The organism is Xylanimonas allomyrinae (genome assembly GCF_004135345.1).
Lineage (GTDB): Bacteria > Actinomycetota > Actinomycetes > Actinomycetales > Cellulomonadaceae > Xylanimonas > Xylanimonas allomyrinae.
Map to the genome: position 1 here is coordinate 2,107,836 of NZ_CP035495.1, position 20,702 is coordinate 2,128,537.

The window sequence follows — 20,702 nt, forward strand, 5'->3', positions numbered from 1 at the left end:
TCGTCGAGGAACCTCTTCCGCGAAGGATTGAACCATGATTCACTTCTTCCGTCATCCCTGTGACGCCCGTCACTGACGGCGTCCGCGACAGAGCCGTCGAGGAGTCCGCATGCACCTGGCAGCCATGCTCGAGAGCACCGCCCGCAAGTTCCCCACCAAGGAGGCGCTCGTCCACGGCGAGCGCCGCCTGACCTACCGCGACCTCGACGACGGCGCCCGGCGTGCCGCCGCCGTGTTCCGCGACGCGGGCGTGCGGCCGGGTGACCGCGTCGCCGTCGTGACCTACAACACGCCCGGGTTCGTCCTCGCCGCGTTCGGCCTGTGGCGCGCCGGCGCCGTGCTCGTCCCCGTCAACCACAAGCTCCAGGCACCCGAGGTGGCCCGGCTCGTAACCCACTGCGGGGCCGTGCTCGGCATCGCCGACGCCGCGCTGGCCGACGTGGTGCGCGCGGGCGCGCCCGACCTGCGCTGGCTGTGGACCGAGGGGCAGGACGGCGGCGGCTTCGACGGCCTCGTCGCGTCCGCGCAGCCGTGGGACGGCGTCGCACCCGACCACGACGCCGTGGCCCAGATCCTGTACACCTCGGGCACGACGTCAGCCCCCAAGGGCTGCCTGCACACGCACCGTGGCCTGGCGTCCGTGGCGGCCTACACGACGGCCGCGGTGGGGCTGCGCCACGACGACCGGTTCCTGCTCGCGATGCCGATCTGGCACGCGTCGCCGCTCAACAACTGGCTGATGTCGATGGTCTTCCTGGGCGGCACCGTCGTGCTCCAGCGCGAGTACCACCCGGTGGAGTTCCTGCGGACCGTCGCGGCCGAGCGCACCACGGCGTTCTTCGGGGCGCCGATCGCGTACGTCGCCCCGCTCCAGGTCGCGCGCGCCCAGGGCCTGGACCTCGCCTCGTTCGACCTGTCGAGCGCACGGCTGTGGCTCGCGGGCGGCGCACCCGTGGGCGCCGAGGTCGTGGCGCAGATCGCGGACTTCTACCCCGGCGAGTTCCACCAGGTCTATGGCATGAGCGAGATGGGCCCGGTCGGCACGACGCTCGGTCCCGCGCACCAGGAGGTCAAGGCGGGGTCGATCGGCCACGCGGGCATGCCCGGCGTCGACGTGCGCGTCGTCGACCTCGACGGCAACGACGTCGCCCCGGGCGGCACGGGAGAGATCTGGTTGCGCTCGGACACCCGGATGCTCGGCTACCTCGACGACGAGGAGGCGACGCGGGCGGCCTTCGTCGGCGACTGGTACCGCTCGGGCGACGTGGCGCACGTCGACGAGGACGGGTTCTTGTTCATCGTCGACCGGCTCAAGGACGTCATCATCACGGGCGGCGAGAACGTCTACTCGCAGGAGGTCGAGGAGGCGCTGCGCGGGCACCCGGAGGTCGCCGACGTCGCCGTGGTGGGGCGCCCGCACGCCGACTGGGGCGAGTCGGTGGTCGCGTACATCGTCCCGGTGCTCGGCGCCGAGCCGACGCTGGGCTCGGTGCGCGACTTCCTGTCCGGCCGGATGGCGCGCTACAAGGCGCCCCGCCACGTCGTCCTCCTCGAAACCCTCCCCCGCAACCCCTCGGGAAAGCTCACCAAACACGTCCTCCGCAGCCACGCCGCGGAAATCTGACCACATTCACCGCGGCAGTTCGTCGTCACCTCGCCTCCCCGGGCGCACGAGGTGACGACGAACTGCCGCGGTGACTCCCTGCGCGACACGCGGCCTCCGCGCGGCGCACGGTGGCGGCGCGGGCGGGGACGGCGCAGTAGGTTGCCGGAGAGGGCTCGCGTGCGGGAAGAGGGGGTCGGGTGGACGTCGGACTCTGGGTCGTCGCCGGGCTGCTGGCGGCCGTCTACCTCGCCGTCGGCTGCATCAAGCTGCTGCGCGGCGGCACCCTGGCGGACAGGATGCCGTGGGTGGGCGCCTTTCCCGACCCGGTGGTCCGCTTCATCGGCCTGTGCGAGGTCGCGGGCGCGCTGGGGCTCGTGCTCCCCCAGGCCACGGGCAAGCTCGTCTGGCTGACCCCGCTCGCCGCGTCCGGCCTGGCCCTGCTCCAGCTCCTGGCGATCCTCGTCCACACGCGACGCCAGGAGACGCAGCAGCTCGCGGTCAACGTGGTGCTGCTCATCCTCGCGCTCGTCGTCGCCGTCGGCCGGTTCGCGCAGTGGTCGGCGACGGCCGCGCCGCCCACCCCCTAGCCCGCCAGCGCTCGTGCCTCCTCGTCGGTGAGCAGCCGCGAGCGCACCAGGAACCGCAGCCCCTCGGGCGCCTCGAGGCTGAACCCGGCGCCGCGCCCCGGCACGACGTCGATCGTCAGGTGCGTGTGCTTCCAGTACTCGAACTGCGCGCGACTCATCCACACCGGCACCGTGAACGGCTCGCCCTCGGCGGGCGCGACCGCCAGGTCGCCGAGATGGACGTCGGCGTCCCCCGTGAGGAAGTCGCCCTGGGCGTAGCACATGGGGCTCGACCCGTCGCAGCACCCTCCGGACTGGTGGAACATCAGCTCCCCGTGCCGTGCCCGCAAGGTCGCCAGCAGCGCGCCCGCCGCCTCGGTGACGTCGACCCGCTGTCCCGTCATGACTCCTCCAAGCGTGGGGAGCGGCCCCGGACGCCTGCCGCCGCGCCGTCAGGTGCACGCGTCCGGGGCCGCTCGGCTGCGGTGGGCTAGAAGAAGCCCAGCTTCTTCGGGCTGTAGCTGACCAGCAGGTTCTTCGTCTGCTGGTAGTGGGCGAGCATCATCTTGTGGTTCTCGCGGCCGACGCCGCTGCCCTTGTACCCGCCGAAGGCCGCCGCCGCGGGTACGCGTGATAGTTGTTCGTCCACACGCGCCCGGCCTCGATCTGGCGGCCGGCCCGGTAGGCCGTCTCGATGCTGCGCGACCAGACGCCCGCACCCAGCCCGTAGAGCGTGTCGTTGGCGATCTTGATCGCGTCGTCGAAGTCGCTGAACCTCGCGACCGCGACGACGGGGCCGAAGATCTCCTCCTGGAAGATCCGCATCGAGTTCTGGCCCTGGAAGACGGTCGGCGTCACGTAGTAGCCGCCCGCGAGGTCGCCGTCGAGCTCGGCGCGGGTGCCGCCGGTGAGCACCGTGGCGCCCTCGGCCTTGCCGATGTCGATGTAGCTGAGGATCTTCTCGAGCTGGTCGTTGCTGGCCTGCGCGCCCACCATCGTCTCGGTGTCGAGCGGGTTGCCCTGCTTGACGGCCTTGGTGCGTTCGAGCGCGTCGGCGAGGAAGTCGTCGTAGATCGAGCCCTGGATGAGCGCGCGCGACGGGCAGGTGCACACCTCGCCCTGGTTGAGCGCGAACATCGTGAACCCTTCGAGCGCCTTGTCGTAGAAGTCGTCGCGTGCCGCGGCGACGTCCTCGAAGAAGATGTTCGGGCTCTTGCCGCCCAGCTCCAGCGTGACCGGGATGATGTTCTGGCTCGCGTACTGCATGATCAGGCGGCCCGTGGTGGTCTCGCCGGTGAACGCGATCTTGCGGATGCGCGGCGAGGACGCGAGCGGCTTGCCCGCCTCGGCACCGAACCCGTTGACCACGTTGACGACGCCCGGCGGCAGCAGGTCCGCGAGCAGCTCCATCAGGTACAGGATCGACGCGGGCGTCTGCTCGGCGGGCTTGAGCACGACGGCGTTGCCGGCCGCGAGCGCCGGGGCGAGCTTCCAGGTGGCCATGAGGATCGGGAAGTTCCACGGGATGATCTGGCCGACCACGCCCAGGGGCTCGTGGAAGTGGTAGGCGATCGTGTCGCCGTCGATCTCGCTGAGGGAGCCCTCCTGGGCGCGGATGGCGCCCGCGAAGTAGCGGAAGTGGTCGATGGCGAGGGGGATGTCGGCGGCGAGCGTCTCCCGGACGGGCTTGCCGTTCTCCCACGTCTCGGCGACGGCGAGCTGTTCGAGGTGGGCCTCCATGCGGTCGGCGATCTTGTTGAGGATGTTGGCGCGCTCGGTGGCCGTGGTCCGCCCCCACGCGCGGGCGGCGCCGTGCGCGGCGTCGAGCGCCCGGTCGATGTCGGCGGCGTTGCCGCGCGCCACCTCGGTGAAGGTCTGCCCGGTGACGGGGGTCGGGTTCTCGAAGTACTCGCCGCTCGACGGCGGCACGTACTCGCCCCGATCCAGTGGTCGTAGCGGGGCTGGTACTGCGCGACGGCCCCGGTCTGGCCGGGGGCTGCGTAGACGGTCATGCTTCCTGCCTCCCTGCAGCGGTCTCACGGCACGGCTTCGTGCCGCCGCGGGCACGGTAGGCCGCCGCTCGTTGCATCTGCGTTGCATCCGCCCTGCACCCGCGCCGACACGGGCACCGGCACCAGCACCGGCACCGGCACCGGCACCGGCACCGGCACCGGCACGACGTGCATCGCCATACCGGGACCGGCGTGCGCCGCGTTCACCGCAGCAGGTGGTCGAGGACGTTCAGGTGGGCGCGGGCCCGTGCCGCGAGCGGCCCTCCGGCGGGTGCGAGCGCGGCGAGCCGCGTCCAGGCGGCGTGGTCGTCGGCGCCCTCCGGCGTCGAGACCCATGCCGCGAGGGCGTCGGTGCCGGCGTCGAGCACCGCGGTGCGCAGCTCGGCGGTCAGCTCGGCGCGCAGCCGCTCGACGCCGGGTGCTGCCGAGCGCGGCAGCACGGGCCCCCCGTAGGCGGCGAGCGCGCCGACGGCGTCGCCTGCCGCGAGGCGTTCGCGCACGACGTCGACGTCGGTGCGCAGGGGCGTGCGAGCCGGTAGGGGCGTGAGCCCACGAGCAGCGGGCCGACGGTGCGTCGCAGCCGGGACACCTCGGCGCGCACGGCGACGTCGGAGAGGTCGCCGGGGTGCAGCAGCACGGCGAGCTCGTCGGCGCCGAGCCCGCCGGGGTGGTCGCCGAGCAGCAGCAGGATCTCCGCGTGCCGCAGCGGTACGGGCAGCGGGCCGGCGGGTCCGGTGAGCACAGGGCGCGGGCCGAGCACGGACAGGTCGAGGTCGGCACCGCCCCGCGCCGGGTCGCCGCTGCCGGCCGCGGGTGCCGCGTCGAGGGGGCCGGCCGGTCGCGTCCTCGCGCGGGCGGGCCGGCGGGCACGGTGTCGCGGCGGGCGATCTCGGCCTCGACGCTCGCGGCGGTCGCCCGTACGAGCGCGAGGACGACCTGGGACCCGGCGGCGGGCCCGCCGGTCACGTCGAGCACGCCGAGCACGGCCCCTGTGCGCAGGTCCCGGATGGGGACGGCGGCGCAGCTCAGCTCCTGCACGGGCCGCGAGAAGTGCTCGGCGCCCAGCACCCGCACCGCGCGCCGGGTCGCCAGCGCGGTGCCGGGCGCGTTGGTGCCGACGGCGTCCTCGCGCCACACGGCCCCCTCGACGAACCCGACGCGGTCGGCGGCGGCGCGGGTCCGCCCGGTCCCTTCGACCCACAGGAGCCGGCCCGCGTCGTCGGACACGGCGACGACCAGCCCGTCGGCGACGGCGGACTCGACGAGCAGGGCGCGCGCGACGGGCAGGCCCGCGGCGAGCGGGTGGTCGCGGCGGTAGGCGTCGAGGTCGGCGGGTGCGAGGTCGAGGCCGGGGCGCGGGTCGTCCGGGTCGACGCCCGAGCGGCGGCTGCGCAGCCACGACGCGGCGACGACGGGGTCGAGCCCCGCGGGCAGGCTGCCGGTGGCGAGGAACCGTTCGTGTGCGGCCCGGACCCAGCGTGGCCCGCGACGGGAGGAGGCGGCCGGGCTGAGCGGGATCCCGGGGCTGGGGATGGTGCGCGCTCGCATGCTGCCTCCGACGTCGTCGTCCGGGACCGGTGAGCCAGTCTAGGCACGGTGACGTGGATCACACAGCCCCCTGTGGGCGGGCGGCGGCCAGACGCCGCCCTGGACCGGGGTCCCACATGCCGAGATGTGGCAACGGCCGGGGCCGCGCCGGCCCCGGCCCGTGGTTCGGTGGAGTCCTGCGCCCGGCCCCGGACACCGGGACGCACCGCCCACGACCTTCCGGAGGAGTCATGCCCGCCCCGCTCGACCCGTCGCCCAAGTTCGCCGAGTACGCCCGCCCCGAGCGCCTGGTCTCCACGGCGTGGCTCGCCGAGCAGATCGCGGCGGGCACCACCGACCTCGTCGTGGTCGAGTCCGACGAGGACGTGCTGCTGTACGAGACGGGGCACATCCCCGGAGCCGTCAAGGTCGACTGGCACACCGACCTGCTGCACCCCGTGGTGCGCGACTACCTCGACGGCGCGGGCTTCGCCGCCCTGCTCGGCTCCCGCGGCATCGGCCGCGACACGACCGTCGTGCTCTACGGCGACAAGAACAACTGGTGGGCGGCGTACTCGGCCTGGGTGTTCACGCTGTTCGGGCACGAGGACGTGCGGCTGCTCGACGGCGGCCGCAACCTGTGGGTCGCCGAGGGCCGCGAGCTGACCACCGACGTCCCGGCGCCCACCGCCGCGGACTACCCCGTCGTCGAGCGCGACGACGTCACCTACCGGGCGTTCAAGGAGGACGTGCTCGCCCACCTCGGTCACGGGCCGCTGGTCGACATCCGCTCCCCGCAGGAGTACACGGGCGAGCGCCTGCACATCCCCGACTACCCGGAGGAGGGCGTGCTGCGCGGCGGGCACATCCCGAGCGCGCGCAACGTCCCGTGGGCGACGGCGGTGGCCGAGGACGGCACGTACAAGCCGCGCGCCGAGCTCGAGGCGATCTACCGCGACGGCGGCCTGGGCCTGCGGCCCGACGACGACGTGATCACCTACTGCCGCATCGGCGAACGGTCGAGCCACACCTGGTTCGCCCTGCGCCACCTGCTCGGCCTGCCCAACGTGCGCAACTACGACGGGAGCTGGACCGAGTGGGGCAACGCCGTCCGCGTCCCGATCGCGACGGGCCCGGACCCGTCCTGAGCGACGCGTCGCCCACCGGCTCGCGGACCCGGGATGATGGACGGATGAGCGTCGACGAGGTCGGTGGGGTGCTGGGCGAGATCCGGGACGAGTTCCTCGCCGTCGGGGAACGCGAGCGGCTGCAGCTGCTGCTGGAGCTCTCGCGCGAGCTGCCCGAGCTGCCCGAGCGGTACGCCGCCAGCCCCGCGCTGCTCGAACGGGTCGAGGAGTGCCAGTCGCCCGTGCGGGCGTTCGCCGAGGTCGAGGCCGACGGCGTGCACTTCTACGCGACGGCGCCGCAGGAGGCGCCGACGACGCGCGGCTTCGCCTCGATCCTCGCGCAGGGCCTGACGGGCCTGACCCCCGAGCAGGTGCTCGCGGTGCCGGACGACTACCCGATGATGCTGGGCCTGGCCCGGGCGGTGAGCCCGCTGCGCCTGGGCGGCATGGCCGGCATGCTCGGGCGCGCCAAGCGGCAGGTGCGCGAGCAGCTCGCCGAGGGTGCCTGAGCGCCACGCCTCGTAGCGGGACCCCGTCGTCGACGGGGTGGCGACCGCCGCCAGGACGTCGTCGACGCCCGGCGGGGCCTCAGCGCTCCCGCAACGCCAGGCGCCGCGCCAGCACCGAGCACACGACGAGCTGGAGCTGGTGGAACGCCACCACGGGCACGACGACGGAGCCCAGCACGGCCGCCGGCAGCAGCACGCCCGCCATGGGCAGGCCGGTCGCGAGGGACTTCGTCGACCCGCACTGCAGGAGCGCGATGCGGTCGGGCACGTCGAGTCCGAGCGCCCGCCCACCCCACCAGGTCGCGGCGAGCACGGCGCCCAGCAGCACGGCGCACACGCCGACCAGGGCGAGCACGTCCCACACCGAGACGCCCGCCCACGTCCCGGCGGCCGTCGCGCCCGCGACGGCGCCGAGCACGACGACGAGGATCGTGCCCCGGTCGACGGCGAGGGTCAGCGGGCGGTGCGCGCGCACCCACCCACCGGCCCAGGGCTGGACGAGCTGCCCGACGACGAACGGGGCGAGCAGCCCGAGCAGCACGTCGCCCAGGCGCGACAGGCCCACGGTCGCGGCCCCGGTGCCGCCCGCTGCGGCGTCGTGCAGGAGGCCGAGCACGAGCAGCGGCGTGAGCAGCATGCCGAGCACGTTGGAGACGGTGGCGCCGCAGATCGCCCCGGCGACGTTGCCGCGCGCGATCGACACGAACGCGACCGACGACTGCACCGTCGAGGGCAGCAGCGACACGTAGGCCACGCCGATCGCGAAGGCGCTGCCGATCCACGGCTCGACGGCGCGCGCGAGCACGAGCCCGACGAGGGGGAACAGCACGAACGTGGCCGTGAAGATCCCGCCCTGCAGGCGCCAGTGCGCCAGCCCGCGCCAGACCTCGCGCGTCGACAGCCGCGCGCCGTAGAGCAGGAACAGCAGCGCGACCGCGCCGCGCCCGACGACGCCGAGCACGCGCAGCACGCCGTCCCCGAGCGGCACGACCAGCCCGAACGCCAGGACCGCGAGCAGCGCGCCGATGAACGGATCCACCCACTGCCCCAGTACCCGTCGCATCCCGCGACCCTACCGACCCGGCTCCCCGATCCCACGGCTCACCGCGCACGGAGGGGCGCCCACGAGGCGCCCGACGTGCCCGCGCTCCGCGAGGGGCGCCCTCCCGGCGTGCGAGCCGGGAGCACCCCTCGCGGAAGGTCAGCGCTGGACGCGGGCGCTGCCGCCTGCGGCAAGCTTGGCGACCTCGGACAGCGTCGCCGTCGTGGTGTCGCCCGGCGTCGTCATCGCGAGGGCGCCGTGGGCGGCACCGTACTCGACCGCCTCCTGGAGCGTGGTCAGCTCCAGGAGGCCGTAGGCCAGGCCCGAGGCGAACGAGTCGCCGCCGCCGACGCGGTCGTAGATCTCCAGGTCGGGGCGGTGCGTCGCCTCGACGAAGCCCTCGGCGCGCGACCAGGCGATGGCACCCCAGTCGTTGCGGGTCGCCGAGCGGACGCCGCGCAGCGTCGTCGCGATGACCTGGAAGTTCGGGTACGCCTGCGAGGCCGCGCCGATCATGGAGCGGAACGCCGCCGTGGACAGGTCGGTGAGGTCGTCGGTGACGCCCTCGACCTCGAAGCCGAGCGAGGCGGTGAAGTCCTCCTCGTTGCCGATCATGACGTCGACGAGCGAGGCGAGGCGCTTGTTGACCTCCTGCGCGCGCGCCGGGCCGCCGATACCCTTCCACAGCGAGGGGCGGTAGTTGAGGTCGTAGGAGACCACGGTGCCGTGTGCGCGCGCGGCCGTCATCGCGGCCTCGGCGACGTCGGCCGCCGACTCGGACAGCGCGGCGAAGATGCCGCCGGTGTGCAGCCAGCGCACGCCCTGGGAGAACAGGGCGTCCCAGTCGACGTCGCCCGGCTTCATCTGCGCGACGGCGGTGTTGCCGCGGTCGGACAGGCCGACGGCGCCGCGCACCCCGAAGCCGCGCTCGGTGAAGTTGAGCCCGTTGCGCACGGTGCGGCCGATGCCGTCGTAGTCGCGCCACTGGATCCAGGAGGTGTCGAGGCCCCCGGTGAGGATGAAGTCCTCGACCAGGCGGCCGACCTCGTTGTCCGCGAGCGCCGTCACGACGGCGCCGCGCAGCCCGAAGGCGCGGCGCAGGCCGCGGGCCACGTTGTACTCGCCGCCGCCCTCCCACACGTCGAACGTGCGGGTGGTGCGGATGCGCCGGTCGCCGGGGTCGAGGCGCAGCATGACCTCGCCGAGCGAGACGACGTCGTAGCGGCACTCGGCGGCCGGGCGGGTGGTGATCGAGGTGCTCACGGTCAGTCCTCCGTCGTCGGCGCGGCGAGCGCGACGGCCTCGGCCGCGCGCCGGGAGATCTCGGCCCAGTCGCCGGCGGTGACCAGCGGCCGCTCGACCATCCACGAGCCGCCCGCGGCGATGACCGAGGGCAGGTCGAGGTAGTCGTGCAGGTTGGCGGCGTTGACGCCGCCGGTGGGCATGAACCGCACCTGCGGGAAGGGGGCGGACAGGGCCTTGATCGCGGCCGGCCCGCCCGCGACGGAGGCCGGGAACAGCTTGACGGTGCGTACGCCCAGGTCGAGGGCGCGCATCACGTCCGACGCCGTCGCGACGCCGGGCAGGATCGGCACGTCGCGCTCCTGCGCGCGGCGGATCACGGGTTCGAACGTGCCGGGCGAGACGACGAAGCGCGCTCCGGCGTCGACGACCTCGTCGACCTGGGCGGCGGTGAGGACGGTGCCCGCGCCGACGAGCACGTCGGGCTGCTCGGCGGCGACGGCGCGCAGGGCGGCGAGGGCGTTCGGCAGCCGCAGCGTGATCTCGGCGACGGGCAGGCCGCCCGCCATGAGGGCGTCGGCGAGGCGCGCGCCCTCGTCCGCGCCGTCGACGACGACGACGGGGACGATGCGCAGCGCGGCGATCCGGTCGAGGACAGTGGCGTCCATCGGGGCTCCGTTCCTGGTGTCCGGGCGCGTTCGCGGAGGCGTCTGGACGAGCCGGTCGAGCGGGGCTCGGCTCGCCGTTTCGTGATAGCGAACGCGAGTTGTATCCTGTGCAACGTACGCTACCCGAAGGAGGGGCCATGCCCGCACCGAGCCCGATCGGCGCCGTCGACAAGGCGCTCCTCGCACTCGACGCCCTCGCCCGCGCCGGTGCCGGCGGCGCACAGCTCGCCGAGCTCGCCGCCGAGGTCGGCGTCCACAAGACGACCCTGCACCGCACCCTGGCCGCGCTGCGCCACCGCGGGTACGCCGAGCAGACGCCCGACGGCGCCTACCGGCTGGGCGCCGCGGCGCTCGCCCTGGGCAGCACCTTCCTCAGCGAGGAGAACCTGCCCGGCCTGCTGCACCACGCCCTCGCCACCCTCAGCCGCGAGGTCGACGAGCTCGTCCACCTCGGCGCGCTCGCCGGGCGCGAGATCGTCTACCTCGACAAGGTCGAGCCGCAGCGCGCCGTGCGCGTGTGGTCCGCCGTCGGGAGGCACCGCCCCGCGGCGACGACCGCGCTCGGACGCGCCTGGCTCGCGGCCGCCGAGGACGCGGGCGACACGCTCGACGACGCCGCGCTCACCCGGCTCGCGGGCGACGACGCCGACCCGGCGACGCTGCGCCGCGCGATCGACGCGGCCCGCGCCCGCGGCTACGCCGAGGAGAACGAGGAGAACGAACCCGGCATCGCGTGCGTCGCCGTCGCCGTCCTGCGCGCAGGGCGGCCCGTCGCGGCCGTGAGCATCACGGCCCCCGCCGAGCGGCTCACCGGCACCACGCGCCGCGAGCGCGTCAGCGCACTCAGAGAGTCTTTGCCCGGGTGGCTTCCCGCCGGACTGGGCGTGCCCGCGGCGATCGCGTGAGAAGGTGGTGAACATGACGGTGCTCGTGGCGTGCAACGACTCCCCTCACGGCGTGGCGGCGCTGCGCGCCGGCGCTTCCGAGGCAGCCCGACGACGCCTCCCCCTCGCGGTGCTGGTGCTCAACCCCGGCACCCAGCCGCCCGCGACCCTGGCCACGGCGCTCGCGGCCCTCCCGCCCGGCGTCGCCGCCCCCGCCGTCACCTACCGTCCCGCGGACGCCGAGCCCAGCGACGCGATCCTCGACACCGCCGAGGCGGTCCACGCGACGCTGGTGGCCATCGGCACCCGCAACCGGTCGAGCGAGGGCACGTTCGTGCTGGGGACGACGACGCAACGCGTGCTGCTCGACGCACCGGTACCGGTGCTCGTGGTCAAGGCGACCTACACGACGCCCTGAGCGGTCACGGAGGACCTGCGCATTCCGGACGCGCGCTAGCCTGGCACCGAACGCGACCCCGGGGAGTTCTTGTGACCATCACGCCCGCCACCGTGTCCGACGAGGCGCCCGACGACGTCCTCGGCGAACCGCGGCCGACCGGCTTCTTCCACTCGCGGCGCTGGCTGTTCGGCGAGATGCTCGTCGGCGCGCTGATCTCGTTGTTCGCTGCCTTCAAGCTCTCGTCGGAGGCCGTGACGCTCGCAGCCAACCCCGACGCGGTCCTCTCGTGCGACATCAGCACGGTGGTGTCCTGCTCGACGGTCGCGCTGTCGTGGCAGGCGTCGCTCTTCGGGTTCCCCAACGCGTTCCTCGGCCTGGCCGCCGAGCCCGTCGTCATCACGATCGCCGTGCTGGGTCTGGCGGGGACGCGGTTCCCGAAGTGGTTCATGATCGCCGCGCAGACGATCTACCTGTTCGGGTTCGTGTTCGCCTACTGGCTCTTCTTCGAGGCCGTCTTCCAGATCCACGCGCTGTGCCCGTGGTGCCTGACGGTGCAGCTGGCGACCACCGTCGTCTTCTTCTCGATGCTGCACCTCAACATCCTCGACAACAACCTGCACTGGCCGCCGAGAGTCCAGCGCGCAGCGATGGCGGTGGTGCGCAGCGGCGGGCTGGGCTTCCTGCTGTCGGCGTGGCTCCTCGCGACGCTCGCCGTCGTCGTCCTCAAGTACGGCGCCGCTCTGCTCGGCTGACGCGCGCCGCCAGACGCACGCCAGCCGGCGCGGTCAGGCGTGGACGTGCCCGTGCACTCCGGTCTGGGCCGCGATGTCGTGCTCGGCCTGACCGAGCAGGGTGTCGGCCAGGCGCCGCAGCGCCCGCCCGGCGGCGATCTCGTCGCCGACGACGGCGACCTCCACGTCGGCCGGGTCCTTCTGCGCACGTCCGACGGCACGCAGCCTGCCGACGTCGCCTGCCACGAGCGTCGCCTCCGCCGTCGTGCTCGGGCCCGACTCGACCATCGTCACCTGCACGTGCCACGTGCGGCTGCGCGGGTGCGCGACGGTCGCGTCCGCCTGCTCGGCGTGCTCCGCGGCCGGCTGGACCAGGCAGTCGCCGCCGGGGAACACCAGCGACTCCTCGTCCGTGTCCGACCAGCGCACCGTGTAGGGCGGGCCACCGCCCTCGCCGCGCACCGCCGTGACGACGCCGTCGCGCACCGCGCCGTCGACCCGGCCCGACGCCCGTACGATCCGGTCTCCCACTGTCGCCCTCATGGTCGTCCTCCTCGTCGTCGAGTGGTGCCTTCCATCATGCGCCGCGAGGCTGGTCCTCGGGAGGTCGGCACCATGGGAACGGTCACCGTCTACGAGCACATCACACTCGACGGCGTCATGCAGGCGCCGTGGCGAGCCGACACCGACGTGCGCGGCGGGTTCGCCCACGGCGGCTGGGCCACCGGGTACGACGACGACGTGCTCGCGCAGATCACGGCGACGATGCTGGCGTCGAGCACGGGCCTGCTGCTGGGGATCCGCACCTATGAGGACCTGCTGCGGCACGCCACGACCGACGCGCCGGGGCCGCCCCCGCAGGAGCTCCTGGACACGCCCAAGCACGTCGTCAGCCGCGACCCCTCGACGCCGCTGCCGTACCCGAACAGCGAGCTGCACGCGGGCGACGCCCACCTGACCGTGCGGCGCCTGAAGGAGTCGTGGGACGGGACGCTCACCGTGCTCGGCAGCGGCGAGCTGGTGCAGGCGCTCGACGCAGCCGGGCTGGTCGACGAGTACGTGCTGCTGATCTACCCGATCCTGCTGGGCTCCGGCCACCGCCTGTTCGCCGAGGAGCACCACAAGGACCTGCGCCTGCTCGACGCGACACCGACGACGACGGGCGTGCTCGCCTGCCGCTACGCCGTCGGGCGGCTCACGACGGCTCGCTGAGCGCGGCCGACGTGGACCGTCCCCGGCCGCGCGCCGGTGCCGGCAGCCCCCGCCGGCGGCGTCTCGGCCGCGTCTCGGCCGCGTCTCGGCCGCGTCTCAGCGGCGTCTCAGCGGCGCGCGGAGACGAACCGCTGCGCCGCCCACAGCGTCGGCAGCACGCCCGCGACGACCGCGGCCTTGACGGCGTCGCCCGCGAGGAAGGGCAGCACGCCCGCGGCGAGCGTCTCGCCGAGCGAGAGGTGCGCGTACACGGCCAGCCACGGCGCACCCACGGCGTAGACCAGGGCGCTGGCGCCGGCGGCCCCGGCGAAGGTGCGCCACACGGAGCGGTCGCGCCCGGTCCGCGCGAGCCATCCCATCAGGACGGCGGCCGGCAGGTAGCCGAGGACGTAGCCGAACGACGCGAAGGCCCAGCCGCTCGTGCCGCCTGCGAAGGCCGGCAGGCCGCTCACGCCCGCGACGACCAGCAGGCCGATCGACGCCGCGGCCAGCCGCGGGCCGAGCGCGGCTCCCACACCGAGCACGGCGAGCGTGCCCAGCGACAGCGGGACGGGGGTGAAGGGCAACGGCACGGCGACCTGCCCCAGCACGGCGACGGCGACGGCACCGAGCACGACGGCGGTGACGGTGCGCACGCGTCCGGCGGGCAGGATCTCGACGAGGGTGCGGGCAGGCGCGACGGCGATGGTCTGTGACACGAGTGACCACTGTTCCAGACCGGGCAGCATCCGGGAAGCCACGTCCACCGTCCGGGCGCGTCCGCGCACACCGCGGCGACCGGTCACGACCCGCCGCCGGCGGGCACCGATGCGCGACGAGGGGCGCTGGGGCGCCGCGCCGCCGCCTAGGGTCGGGTGGACCCAAGGCGCCGCGACCGCGAGACACGCCCGACCGCCAGTCCCGAAACGTACGGAGCGAAGTGATGGGCCACCCGACCGAGCGCGAGCCCGCGCCCGCGCAGCCGACCCCTGCCCCGGTGACCCCCGCACCCGCGAGCCCTGCACCCGCGAGCCCCGCACCCGCGAGCCCTGCACCCGCGAGCCCTGCACCCGCGACACAGGCCGCCGTGGCCACGCTCTCGCTGCCCGTCGTCCCCGTGCCGGGCGACGACGCCCCCCGGCGGCGGCGCCTGCGCACCGTCGCCGTGGCGGCTGCGGGCCTGGCGCTCGTGGCAGGCACGTACGCCGGCGCCCAGTGGCTGCTCACCGGGCGCGTCCCGGCCGGGACCTCCGTCGCGGGCGTCGACGTCGGCGGGCTCGGGCACGACGACGCCGTCGCGCGGCTCGACGCCGGGCTCGCGGGGGTCACCGGCGATCCGGTCGAGGTGGCGACTGCGGCGGCGTCGGCATGGGCCGACCCGGCCGACGCGGGCCTGGGCTTCGACGCCGAGGCGACGGTCGACGCGCTCACCGGGTTCTCGCTGGACCCGCTGCGCCTGTGGGCGCACCTGACCGGCGGCGGCGAGGCCGCCCCGGTCGTCCGCGTGGACGACGAGCGGCTCGCGTCGGCCGCGCAGGACCTCGCCGGCCTGCTCGCGGTCGAGCCCGTCGACGGCACCGTCGGCTTCACGGACGGGGAGCCCGTGGCCACCGCCGCGCAGGACGGCTCGCGCGTGCAGCCCGAGGACGTGGCCCTGGCGCTGCGCTCGCGGTGGCTGGTCGAGGACGGCCCGCTCGACGTGCCCGCCGAGACCGTCGCGCCCGCGATCCCCCAGGAGGCGACCGACGCCGCCTACGCGCAGGCCCGCCTGATCGTCTCCGCTCCCGTGACCGTCGAGGTCGGCGGGCAGGTCCCCGAGCTGCCCGCCGACGTCCTCGCGTCCGCCGCGACCTTCACGCCGCGCGGCGGCGAGCTCGTGGCCGGGTTCGACGGCGACGCGCTGCGCGACGCCGTCGTCGAGCGCACGACGGACCTGCTGACGCACGCCGAGGACGCCCGGTTCGTGTTCGCCGACGGGCGGCCGCAGGTCGCCGGAGGCGCGCCCGGGACGACACTCGACGCCGCCGCACTGGCCGAGGCCGTCCGCACGGCCGCGCTCGGCGACGCGAGGGTCGCTCAGGCCGGTCTCGTGGACCAGGAGCCCGAGCAGACGCGTGCCTCGCTCGAGGCCCTCGGCGTGCGCGAGGTCGTGTCGAGCTTCTCGACGGCGATCACCAACGACGTCGTCCGCACGAACAACCTGCGGCGTGGCGCCGAGCTGCTGACCGGGACGCTCGTGCGGCCCGGGGAGACGTTCTCGCTGCTGGACGCGCTGGGTCCGATCACACCCGCGCGAGGGTTCGGCAACGCTCCGGTCATCGTCGGCGGGCAGCTCCAGCCGGGGCTCGGCGGCGGGCTCTCGCAGATGGCCACCAACGTGTACAACGCGGCGCACTTCGCGGGGTTCGAGATCGTCGAGAGGCAGCCGCACTCGATGTGGATCCCGCGCTACCCGGCGGGCCGTGAGGCGACGATCGCCACCGGGTCGATCGACCTGCGGTTCCGCAACAACACACCGCACGGCGCCGTGCTGCGCTCGTGGGTCGGAGGCGGGCAGCTCCACGTCGAGGTGTGGGGCACCGAGCACTTCCGCGTCGAGTCCACGGCCGGGCCCAAGCGCAACGTCCAGCCGGCCCGGGCGACGCCGTCGGCCGACCCGGGCTGCACCCCGCGCGCGCCCGGGCAGGACGGGTTCACCATCACCAACCACCGCCGCGTGTTCCTCGGCAGCACGCTGGTGAGCGAGAACTCGCACACGTGGACCTACCGGCCCGACCACGGGGTCTCCTGCACGTACCGGCCCGCGGAGGACGCCGAGCCGGAGGCGTCCTGACGGACCGCTGCGGGCCTGGGGCCCGAGCCTGCACGCCGGGGCAAACGGCGAACGCTCTGGGTCAACCACCACCGCGGCCTCCTTCGAGACGCTGGGCGTGATCGCGCGACGTCGCGCCGCCACGCCCGAGGAGGAGACCCGATGCCGCACGCCGGCTTGACCACGACCCGTCCGACGACCCGCCACCCGCTGTCGACGCTCACGGCCGAGGAGATCACCGCGGCGTCCGCCGTCGTCTCGGCGGCCGGGCTGGTGGCCGCGACGACCCGCTTCGCCTACGTGGGCCTGCTGGACGCGCCCAAGGCCGACGTCCTGGCGTGGGAGGCGGGCACGGGCGACCTGCCCGCACGGCAGGTGCGCGTGCAGCTGCTGGACCTGGAGAGCGGCGTCCAGCACGACGTCGTCGTCGACGTGACCGCGGGCGTCGTCGTGAGCGACGAGGTGCTCCAGAGCGCCGAGGTGGGGCAGCTGCCGATCCTCGACGCCGAGTTCGACCTCGTGCCGCAGATCGTCGCCGCCTCGCCCGAGTGGGTCGCGGCGCTGGCCAAGCGTGACCTGACCCCCGAACAGGTCGTGACCGTGCCGCTGTCGGCCGGGGAGTTCGGGATCGAGGGTGAGGCCGGCCGGCGCATGGCCCGCGTCTTCGGGTTCCGGCAGGACTTCCCGACCGACCACCCGTGGGCGCACCCCGTCGACGGCCTGGTCGCCTACGTCGACCTCACGCGCCGCCAGGTCACGCGCGTCATCGACCACGCGACGATGCCGGTGCCCGAGCCGCACGGCAACTACCTCGACCCCGAGGTCGCCGGGCCGCCGCGCACCACGCTCAAGCCCATCGAGATCACCCAGCCGCAGGGCCCGTCGTTCACCGTGGACGACGACGGCCTGATGACCTGGGAGGGCTGGCAGGTGCGTGTGGCCTTCGACGCGCGCGAGGGCCTGGTGCTGCACCGCATGTCGATCGCCGACGGCGACGAGCAGCGCTCGGTGGTCTACCGCGCCTCGATCTCCGAGATGGTGGTGCCCTACGGCGACCCGTCGCCCACGCGGTTCTGGCAGAACTACTTCGACACCGGCGAGTACCTGTTCGGGCGGTACGTGAACTCGCTCGAGCTGGGCTGCGACTGCCTGGGCGAGATCCACTACCTGGACGTCACGCTCGCCGACGAGTCGGGCAACCCGCGCGTGGTCAAGAACGGCATCTGCATGCACGAGGAGGACTACGGCGTCCTGTGGAAGCACTCCGACGGCTTCACCGGGGTGGCGGCGACGCGCCGCCAGCGGCGCATGGTCATCTCGTTCTTCACCACCGTCGGCAACTACGACTACGGCTTCTACTGGTACCTGTACCTCGACGGCACCATCGAGTGCGAGGCCAAGCTCACCGGCATCCTGTTCCCGTCGGCCTACCCCGGCGACGGCCCCGACGGCGAGCCGTACCCGTACGCGACGCTCGTCTCCCCGGGCGTGGGCGCCCCGGTCCACCAGCACCTGTTCTCGGCCCGGCTCGACCTCGACATCGACGGCACGCCCAACGCGGTCGACGAGGTCGACGGCGTGCGCCTGCCGATCAGCGAGACCAACCCCCACGGCAACGCGTTCACCAACCGCCGCACCCGCCTGACGTCGGAGGGCCACGCCGCGCGCGAGGCCGACGGCGCCGTGGGCCGCACGTGGCACATCAGCTCGACCGAGCGCACCAACGGCCTCGGCCGCCCGACGGCGTACGTGCTGTTCGCCGAGCACACCCCCACGCTGCTGGCCGCCGACGACTCGCCCATCGCGCGGCGCGCCGCGTTCGCCACCAAGCACGTGTGGGTCACGCGGTTCGCCGACGACGAGCGCTACGCGGCGGGCACGCACATCAACCAGCACGCCGGCGGCGACGGGCTCGCCGCGTGGCGGGCCAAGGACCGCCCGATCGACGGCGAGGACGTCGTGCTGTGGCACACGTTCGGGCTCACGCACTTCCCCCGCCCCGAGGACTGGCCGATCATGCCGACCGACTACGCGCGGTTCACGCTCAAGCCGTACGGGTTCTTCGACCGCAACCCCACGCTCGACGTGCCGGACAACGCGTCGGCGCACTGCGCCACGCCCGCTCAGCACAACGGCACTGGGCACAACGGCACTGGGCACAACGGCACCGGACCCAACGGCACCGGACCCAACGGCACTGGGCACGACTGCGCAGGGCACAACGGCACGCAGCACCACCAGCACGGCTGAGCATGACCGGCCACGCCGCACTGCACGCGGTCGCCCTGGTCCCGGCCCTGGTCGCGGTCGCGTGCGCCGCGGCCCGGCCGGCCGGGGCCGGGCGCGCGGTCGCCGTCGGGACCGGCGTGGTGATGGTGGCGGGCATGGCCGACCTGGCGCTGGTGCCGGGCGGGCTGCCCGCGCTGGCGTGGTCCGTCGTCCTGCTCGTGGCCGCCGTCGCGGCAGCGGCCACGGGCAGGCGCGGCGGGCACCGGCCGCTGCACCTGCTGCACGTCTCCTGCCTGCTCGCGATGGCGGTGCTCACCGCGGCGAGCGCGCACGACGGCGCGCGCGCCGCGACGGCGGGGCATCACGGGGGCGGCGACCCGCTGCTGGTGCTCGGGCTCGGCGGTGCGGCGGCGTTCGTCGCCGCGAGCGCCGTCGTGGCGGCCGGGGCGCGGCAGCGGGCGGTGGCCCGCGTCGAGGTGGCGGCGGGCGCCGTCGCGGTGGGCTTCATGGCGGCCGCGGCGCTCGGCTGAGGCAGTCATACGCTGAGCCCGTGACCGCCATCTCCAACCGCACCGCGCTGCTGCGGGCGACGATCGCCGTCGTCGCCCGTTCTGGTCTGCGCGCGCTGACCTACCGCGCGGTCGCGGCCGAGGCCGGTGTGTCGCACGGCTTGGTGCGGCACCACTTCGGCTCGCGCGACGCGCTGATCGCGGCGGCGCTGGCGTACGCCGTCGAGCGCAGCCTCGCCGAGTCGACGCCGCAGCCGCGCACCGCGGAGGAGTTCGCGCTGGGTCTCGAGGACCTCGCCGACCGGGAGCGTGAGGCGTTCCAGTACGAGCTGGCGCTCGAGTCGACGCGCCGCCCCGAGCTGCGCGAGGCGGTCCGGCGCTACTACGAGACCTACCGGGACTCGATCGCGGACCGGCTGCGTGCGCTCGGGATCGAGGACGACGACCTGATCGACGTCGTGTGGCTCGCGCTCGACGGGCTGGTGTTCAAGCAGGTGGTCATGGGTGACGTGCCGGAGGCCGCGCCCGTGCTGGACCGGATCCGGCGGATCGTCGTGGCCGCGGGCCGGGCCCCGGCCGCGTGAGGGCGCCTTGACTATCCAGATGGACAGTCCGTAGTGTGACGCGGACCACTGCCGGCTCTCGCGACCGCAACGGTGCGGACCGCGGCCCGGCCCGTCGCCAAGGGCCTAGATGACGCAGGTCGCGACACTCCGTCCACCGGTTCGCCGCGCCTTCGACCACTTCCGTCAGTCGGTGTCCTCGTCGTTCGTGCCGCTGCGCACGACGTCCGACAGGCCCGACACGTTCGACGGACGCATCAGCACCGCGCTCGCCGACGACGTCCACATCGCGATCGTGGAGGCGGGCCGGCACACCGCGGAACGCACCCCGCAGCTCATCGACTCCTCGCCCCGCCACTACTACAAGCTCCAGATGCTCCTGGCGGGCTCCGGCATGCTCGTCCAGCACGGGCGCGACGTCGTCATGCGACCCGGCGAGATCACGCTGTACGACACGGCGCACCCGTACACGCTCGACTTCGCGGGCGACCTGCGCTGCATCGTCGTCATGTTCCCCTCGTCCATGGCCGACCTGCCGCCTGCCGACGTGCTGCAGCTCGTGGCCACGCCGCTGCGCGGCTCCGCGGGCATGGGCTCGCTCGTGGCGCCCTTCCTGCGCAGCCTCGCCGACAACCTCCCGCAGGTCGAGTCGCGCAGCGGGGTGCGGCTGGCGCACGCGACGGTCGACCTGACCCTGACCATGCTCGCGCGCGAGTTGGAGCTCACGCGCGGCGGCCTGGAGCACCGCGACCGGACCTTCCAGGACATCGTCCAGCACATCGAGGACAACCTCGGCTCGACCGACCTGTCGCCGACGACGATCGCCGCGGCCTCCTACGTCTCGGTGCGTCACCTGCACGCCCTCTTCCACGACCGCGGCACGACGGTCTCGGCGTGGGTCCGGCGGCGGCGCCTCGAGCAGTGTCGGCGCCGGCTGACCGACCCGACGCTCGCCGACCAGTCGATCATGACGATCGCGAGCCGGTGGGGGTTCGTCGACGCCGCGCACTTCTCGCGCGCGTTCCGGGCCGAGTTCGGCATGTCCCCGAGCGAGGCGCGCCGCCGCGGGTGAGCACCGGGAGCG

General features: G+C 74.3%; 21 protein-coding genes and 2 pseudogenes. 13 read left to right on the forward strand and 10 right to left on the reverse strand.

What is annotated here, in order from left to right:
* Positions 1-109 precede the first annotated feature (109 nt).
* Together ET495_RS09555 and ET495_RS09560 are read left to right on the forward strand one after the other, a co-directional pair.
* The gene (locus ET495_RS09555) at positions 110-1,624 is read left to right on the forward strand and encodes a class I adenylate-forming enzyme family protein (RefSeq protein ID WP_129204552.1); all 1,515 of its coding nucleotides are present in this window, start codon (positions 110-112) and stop codon (positions 1,622-1,624) included.
* A gap of 179 nt (positions 1,625-1,803) precedes the next feature.
* Positions 1,804-2,193 carry a DoxX family protein gene (locus tag ET495_RS09560; RefSeq protein WP_129204553.1) on the forward strand — a complete coding sequence of 130 codons (390 nt, stop codon included), beginning with the start codon at positions 1,804-1,806 and terminating at the stop codon, positions 2,191-2,193.
* On the opposite strand, the gene ET495_RS09565 is transcribed toward ET495_RS09560, so the two are convergent.
* From ET495_RS09565 to ET495_RS18695, 5 genes and pseudogenes are all read right to left on the reverse strand, one after another.
* Positions 2,190-2,576: a DUF779 domain-containing protein gene (locus ET495_RS09565; protein ID WP_129204554.1), complete on the reverse strand. Its 387-nt coding sequence runs from the start codon at positions 2,574-2,576 to the stop codon at positions 2,190-2,192. The genes ET495_RS09560 and ET495_RS09565 overlap by 4 nt on opposite strands.
* An 86-nt stretch (positions 2,577-2,662) precedes the next feature.
* Positions 2,663-4,184 (reverse strand): annotated as a pseudogene (exaC, locus tag ET495_RS09570) (acetaldehyde dehydrogenase ExaC).
* A gap of 203 nt (positions 4,185-4,387) precedes the next feature.
* Complete coding sequence (locus ET495_RS18685) at positions 4,388-4,624, reverse strand: hypothetical protein (RefSeq protein WP_245993539.1); 237 nt, start codon at positions 4,622-4,624, stop codon at positions 4,388-4,390.
* Positions 4,573-4,926: a hypothetical protein gene (locus tag ET495_RS18690; protein ID WP_245993542.1), complete on the reverse strand. Its 354-nt coding sequence runs from the start codon at positions 4,924-4,926 to the stop codon at positions 4,573-4,575. Before ET495_RS18690 ends, ET495_RS18685 begins: the two co-directional genes overlap by 52 nt.
* Before the next feature lie 203 nt (positions 4,927-5,129).
* Positions 5,130-5,732: pseudogene (locus tag ET495_RS18695) on the reverse strand (transcriptional regulator); the annotation flags it as partial.
* A 230-nt stretch (positions 5,733-5,962) separates the two neighbouring features.
* On the opposite strand from ET495_RS18695, the gene ET495_RS09580 reads away from it, so the two are divergent.
* Both ET495_RS09580 and ET495_RS09585 read left to right on the forward strand, forming a co-directional pair.
* Positions 5,963-6,859, forward strand: a complete 897-nt coding sequence (locus tag ET495_RS09580; protein WP_129204555.1) for a sulfurtransferase — start codon at positions 5,963-5,965, stop codon at positions 6,857-6,859.
* Positions 6,860-6,903: 44 nt separating this feature from the next.
* On the forward strand, positions 6,904-7,347 hold the full coding sequence (locus ET495_RS09585; protein WP_129204556.1) for a SufE family protein: 444 nt from the start codon (positions 6,904-6,906) through the stop codon (positions 7,345-7,347).
* A gap of 79 nt (positions 7,348-7,426) precedes the next feature.
* Here ET495_RS09585 and ET495_RS09590 read toward each other — a convergent pair whose 3' ends face one another.
* From ET495_RS09590 to eda, 3 genes are all read right to left on the reverse strand, one after another.
* A complete protein-coding gene (locus tag ET495_RS09590) occupies positions 7,427-8,410 on the reverse strand; it encodes a bile acid:sodium symporter family protein (protein WP_129204557.1) in 984 nt (327 codons plus the stop codon).
* 138 nt (positions 8,411-8,548) lie between these two features.
* Positions 8,549-9,652, reverse strand: a complete 1,104-nt coding sequence (locus ET495_RS09595) for a sugar kinase (RefSeq protein WP_211340815.1) — start codon at positions 9,650-9,652, stop codon at positions 8,549-8,551.
* A gap of 2 nt (positions 9,653-9,654) precedes the next feature.
* Positions 9,655-10,299: a bifunctional 4-hydroxy-2-oxoglutarate aldolase/2-dehydro-3-deoxy-phosphogluconate aldolase gene (eda, locus tag ET495_RS09600; RefSeq protein ID WP_129204558.1), complete on the reverse strand. Its 645-nt coding sequence runs from the start codon at positions 10,297-10,299 to the stop codon at positions 9,655-9,657.
* A 137-nt stretch (positions 10,300-10,436) separates the two neighbouring features.
* Here eda and ET495_RS09605 point away from each other — a divergent pair, with 137 nt between their 5' ends.
* From ET495_RS09605 to ET495_RS09615, 3 genes are all read left to right on the forward strand, one after another.
* Positions 10,437-11,204, forward strand: coding sequence for an IclR family transcriptional regulator (locus tag ET495_RS09605; protein WP_129204559.1), 768 nt, complete (start codon positions 10,437-10,439; stop codon positions 11,202-11,204).
* A gap of 13 nt (positions 11,205-11,217) precedes the next feature.
* The gene (locus ET495_RS09610; protein ID WP_129204560.1) at positions 11,218-11,601 is read left to right on the forward strand and encodes a universal stress protein; all 384 of its coding nucleotides are present in this window, start codon (positions 11,218-11,220) and stop codon (positions 11,599-11,601) included.
* Positions 11,602-11,672: 71 nt separating this feature from the next.
* Positions 11,673-12,335 (forward strand): vitamin K epoxide reductase family protein, encoded by a 663-nt coding sequence (locus ET495_RS09615; RefSeq protein WP_245993005.1) that lies wholly within the window; start codon positions 11,673-11,675, stop codon positions 12,333-12,335.
* Between the two features lie 33 nt (positions 12,336-12,368).
* Here ET495_RS09615 and ET495_RS09620 read toward each other — a convergent pair whose 3' ends face one another.
* The gene (locus tag ET495_RS09620; RefSeq protein WP_129204561.1) at positions 12,369-12,857 is read right to left on the reverse strand and encodes a dsRBD fold-containing protein; all 489 of its coding nucleotides are present in this window, start codon (positions 12,855-12,857) and stop codon (positions 12,369-12,371) included.
* A 72-nt stretch (positions 12,858-12,929) separates the two neighbouring features.
* Here ET495_RS09620 and ET495_RS09625 point away from each other — a divergent pair, with 72 nt between their 5' ends.
* Positions 12,930-13,526: a dihydrofolate reductase family protein gene (locus tag ET495_RS09625; RefSeq protein ID WP_129204562.1), complete on the forward strand. Its 597-nt coding sequence runs from the start codon at positions 12,930-12,932 to the stop codon at positions 13,524-13,526.
* Between the two features lie 107 nt (positions 13,527-13,633).
* Here the strand turns inward: ET495_RS09625 and ET495_RS09630 are convergent, their stop codons facing one another.
* A complete protein-coding gene (locus tag ET495_RS09630) occupies positions 13,634-14,224 on the reverse strand; it encodes a biotin transporter BioY (protein WP_211340816.1) in 591 nt (196 codons plus the stop codon).
* Between the two features lie 224 nt (positions 14,225-14,448).
* Here ET495_RS09630 and ET495_RS09635 point away from each other — a divergent pair, with 224 nt between their 5' ends.
* The 5 genes from ET495_RS09635 (at position 14,449) to ET495_RS09655 (ending at position 20,690) form a co-directional block, all read left to right on the forward strand.
* The gene (locus ET495_RS09635) at positions 14,449-16,338 is read left to right on the forward strand and encodes a VanW family protein (RefSeq protein ID WP_129204563.1); all 1,890 of its coding nucleotides are present in this window, start codon (positions 14,449-14,451) and stop codon (positions 16,336-16,338) included.
* 141 nt (positions 16,339-16,479) lie between these two features.
* On the forward strand, positions 16,480-18,567 hold the full coding sequence (locus ET495_RS09640) for a primary-amine oxidase (RefSeq protein WP_129204564.1): 2,088 nt from the start codon (positions 16,480-16,482) through the stop codon (positions 18,565-18,567).
* 2 nt (positions 18,568-18,569) lie between these two features.
* Entirely contained in the window at positions 18,570-19,076 is a 507-nt protein-coding gene (locus ET495_RS09645; protein ID WP_129204565.1) for a hypothetical protein, read from the forward strand.
* Positions 19,077-19,096: 20 nt separating this feature from the next.
* Entirely contained in the window at positions 19,097-19,639 is a 543-nt protein-coding gene (locus tag ET495_RS09650; protein ID WP_129204566.1) for a TetR/AcrR family transcriptional regulator, read from the forward strand.
* A gap of 172 nt (positions 19,640-19,811) precedes the next feature.
* Positions 19,812-20,690 carry an AraC-like ligand-binding domain-containing protein gene (locus ET495_RS09655; RefSeq protein WP_211340817.1) on the forward strand — a complete coding sequence of 293 codons (879 nt, stop codon included), beginning with the start codon at positions 19,812-19,814 and terminating at the stop codon, positions 20,688-20,690.
* Positions 20,691-20,702: the final 12 nt, after the last annotated feature.

Bases quoted from the DNA above. Each gene is read 5' to 3' on its own strand.
- ET495_RS09620 (WP_129204561.1), bottom strand. From the start codon at position 12,857: ATGAGGGCGACAGTGGGAGACCGGATCGTACGGGCGTCGGGCCGGGTC.
- ET495_RS09625 (WP_129204562.1), top strand. From the start codon at position 12,930: ATGGGAACGGTCACCGTCTACGAGCACATCACACTCGACGGCGTCATG.
- ET495_RS09585 (WP_129204556.1), top strand. From the start codon at position 6,904: ATGAGCGTCGACGAGGTCGGTGGGGTGCTGGGCGAGATCCGGGACGAG.
- ET495_RS09590 (WP_129204557.1), bottom strand. From the start codon at position 8,410: ATGCGACGGGTACTGGGGCAGTGGGTGGATCCGTTCATCGGCGCGCTG.
- ET495_RS09565 (WP_129204554.1), bottom strand. From the start codon at position 2,576: ATGACGGGACAGCGGGTCGACGTCACCGAGGCGGCGGGCGCGCTGCTG.
- ET495_RS09645 (WP_129204565.1), top strand. From the start codon at position 18,570: ATGACCGGCCACGCCGCACTGCACGCGGTCGCCCTGGTCCCGGCCCTG.
- ET495_RS09605 (WP_129204559.1), top strand. From the start codon at position 10,437: ATGCCCGCACCGAGCCCGATCGGCGCCGTCGACAAGGCGCTCCTCGCA.
- ET495_RS09635 (WP_129204563.1), top strand. From the start codon at position 14,449: ATGGGCCACCCGACCGAGCGCGAGCCCGCGCCCGCGCAGCCGACCCCT.
- eda (WP_129204558.1), bottom strand. From the start codon at position 10,299: ATGGACGCCACTGTCCTCGACCGGATCGCCGCGCTGCGCATCGTCCCC.
- ET495_RS09640 (WP_129204564.1), top strand. From the start codon at position 16,480: ATGCCGCACGCCGGCTTGACCACGACCCGTCCGACGACCCGCCACCCG.
- ET495_RS09580 (WP_129204555.1), top strand. From the start codon at position 5,963: ATGCCCGCCCCGCTCGACCCGTCGCCCAAGTTCGCCGAGTACGCCCGC.
- ET495_RS09610 (WP_129204560.1), top strand. From the start codon at position 11,218: ATGACGGTGCTCGTGGCGTGCAACGACTCCCCTCACGGCGTGGCGGCG.
- ET495_RS09555 (WP_129204552.1), top strand. From the start codon at position 110: ATGCACCTGGCAGCCATGCTCGAGAGCACCGCCCGCAAGTTCCCCACC.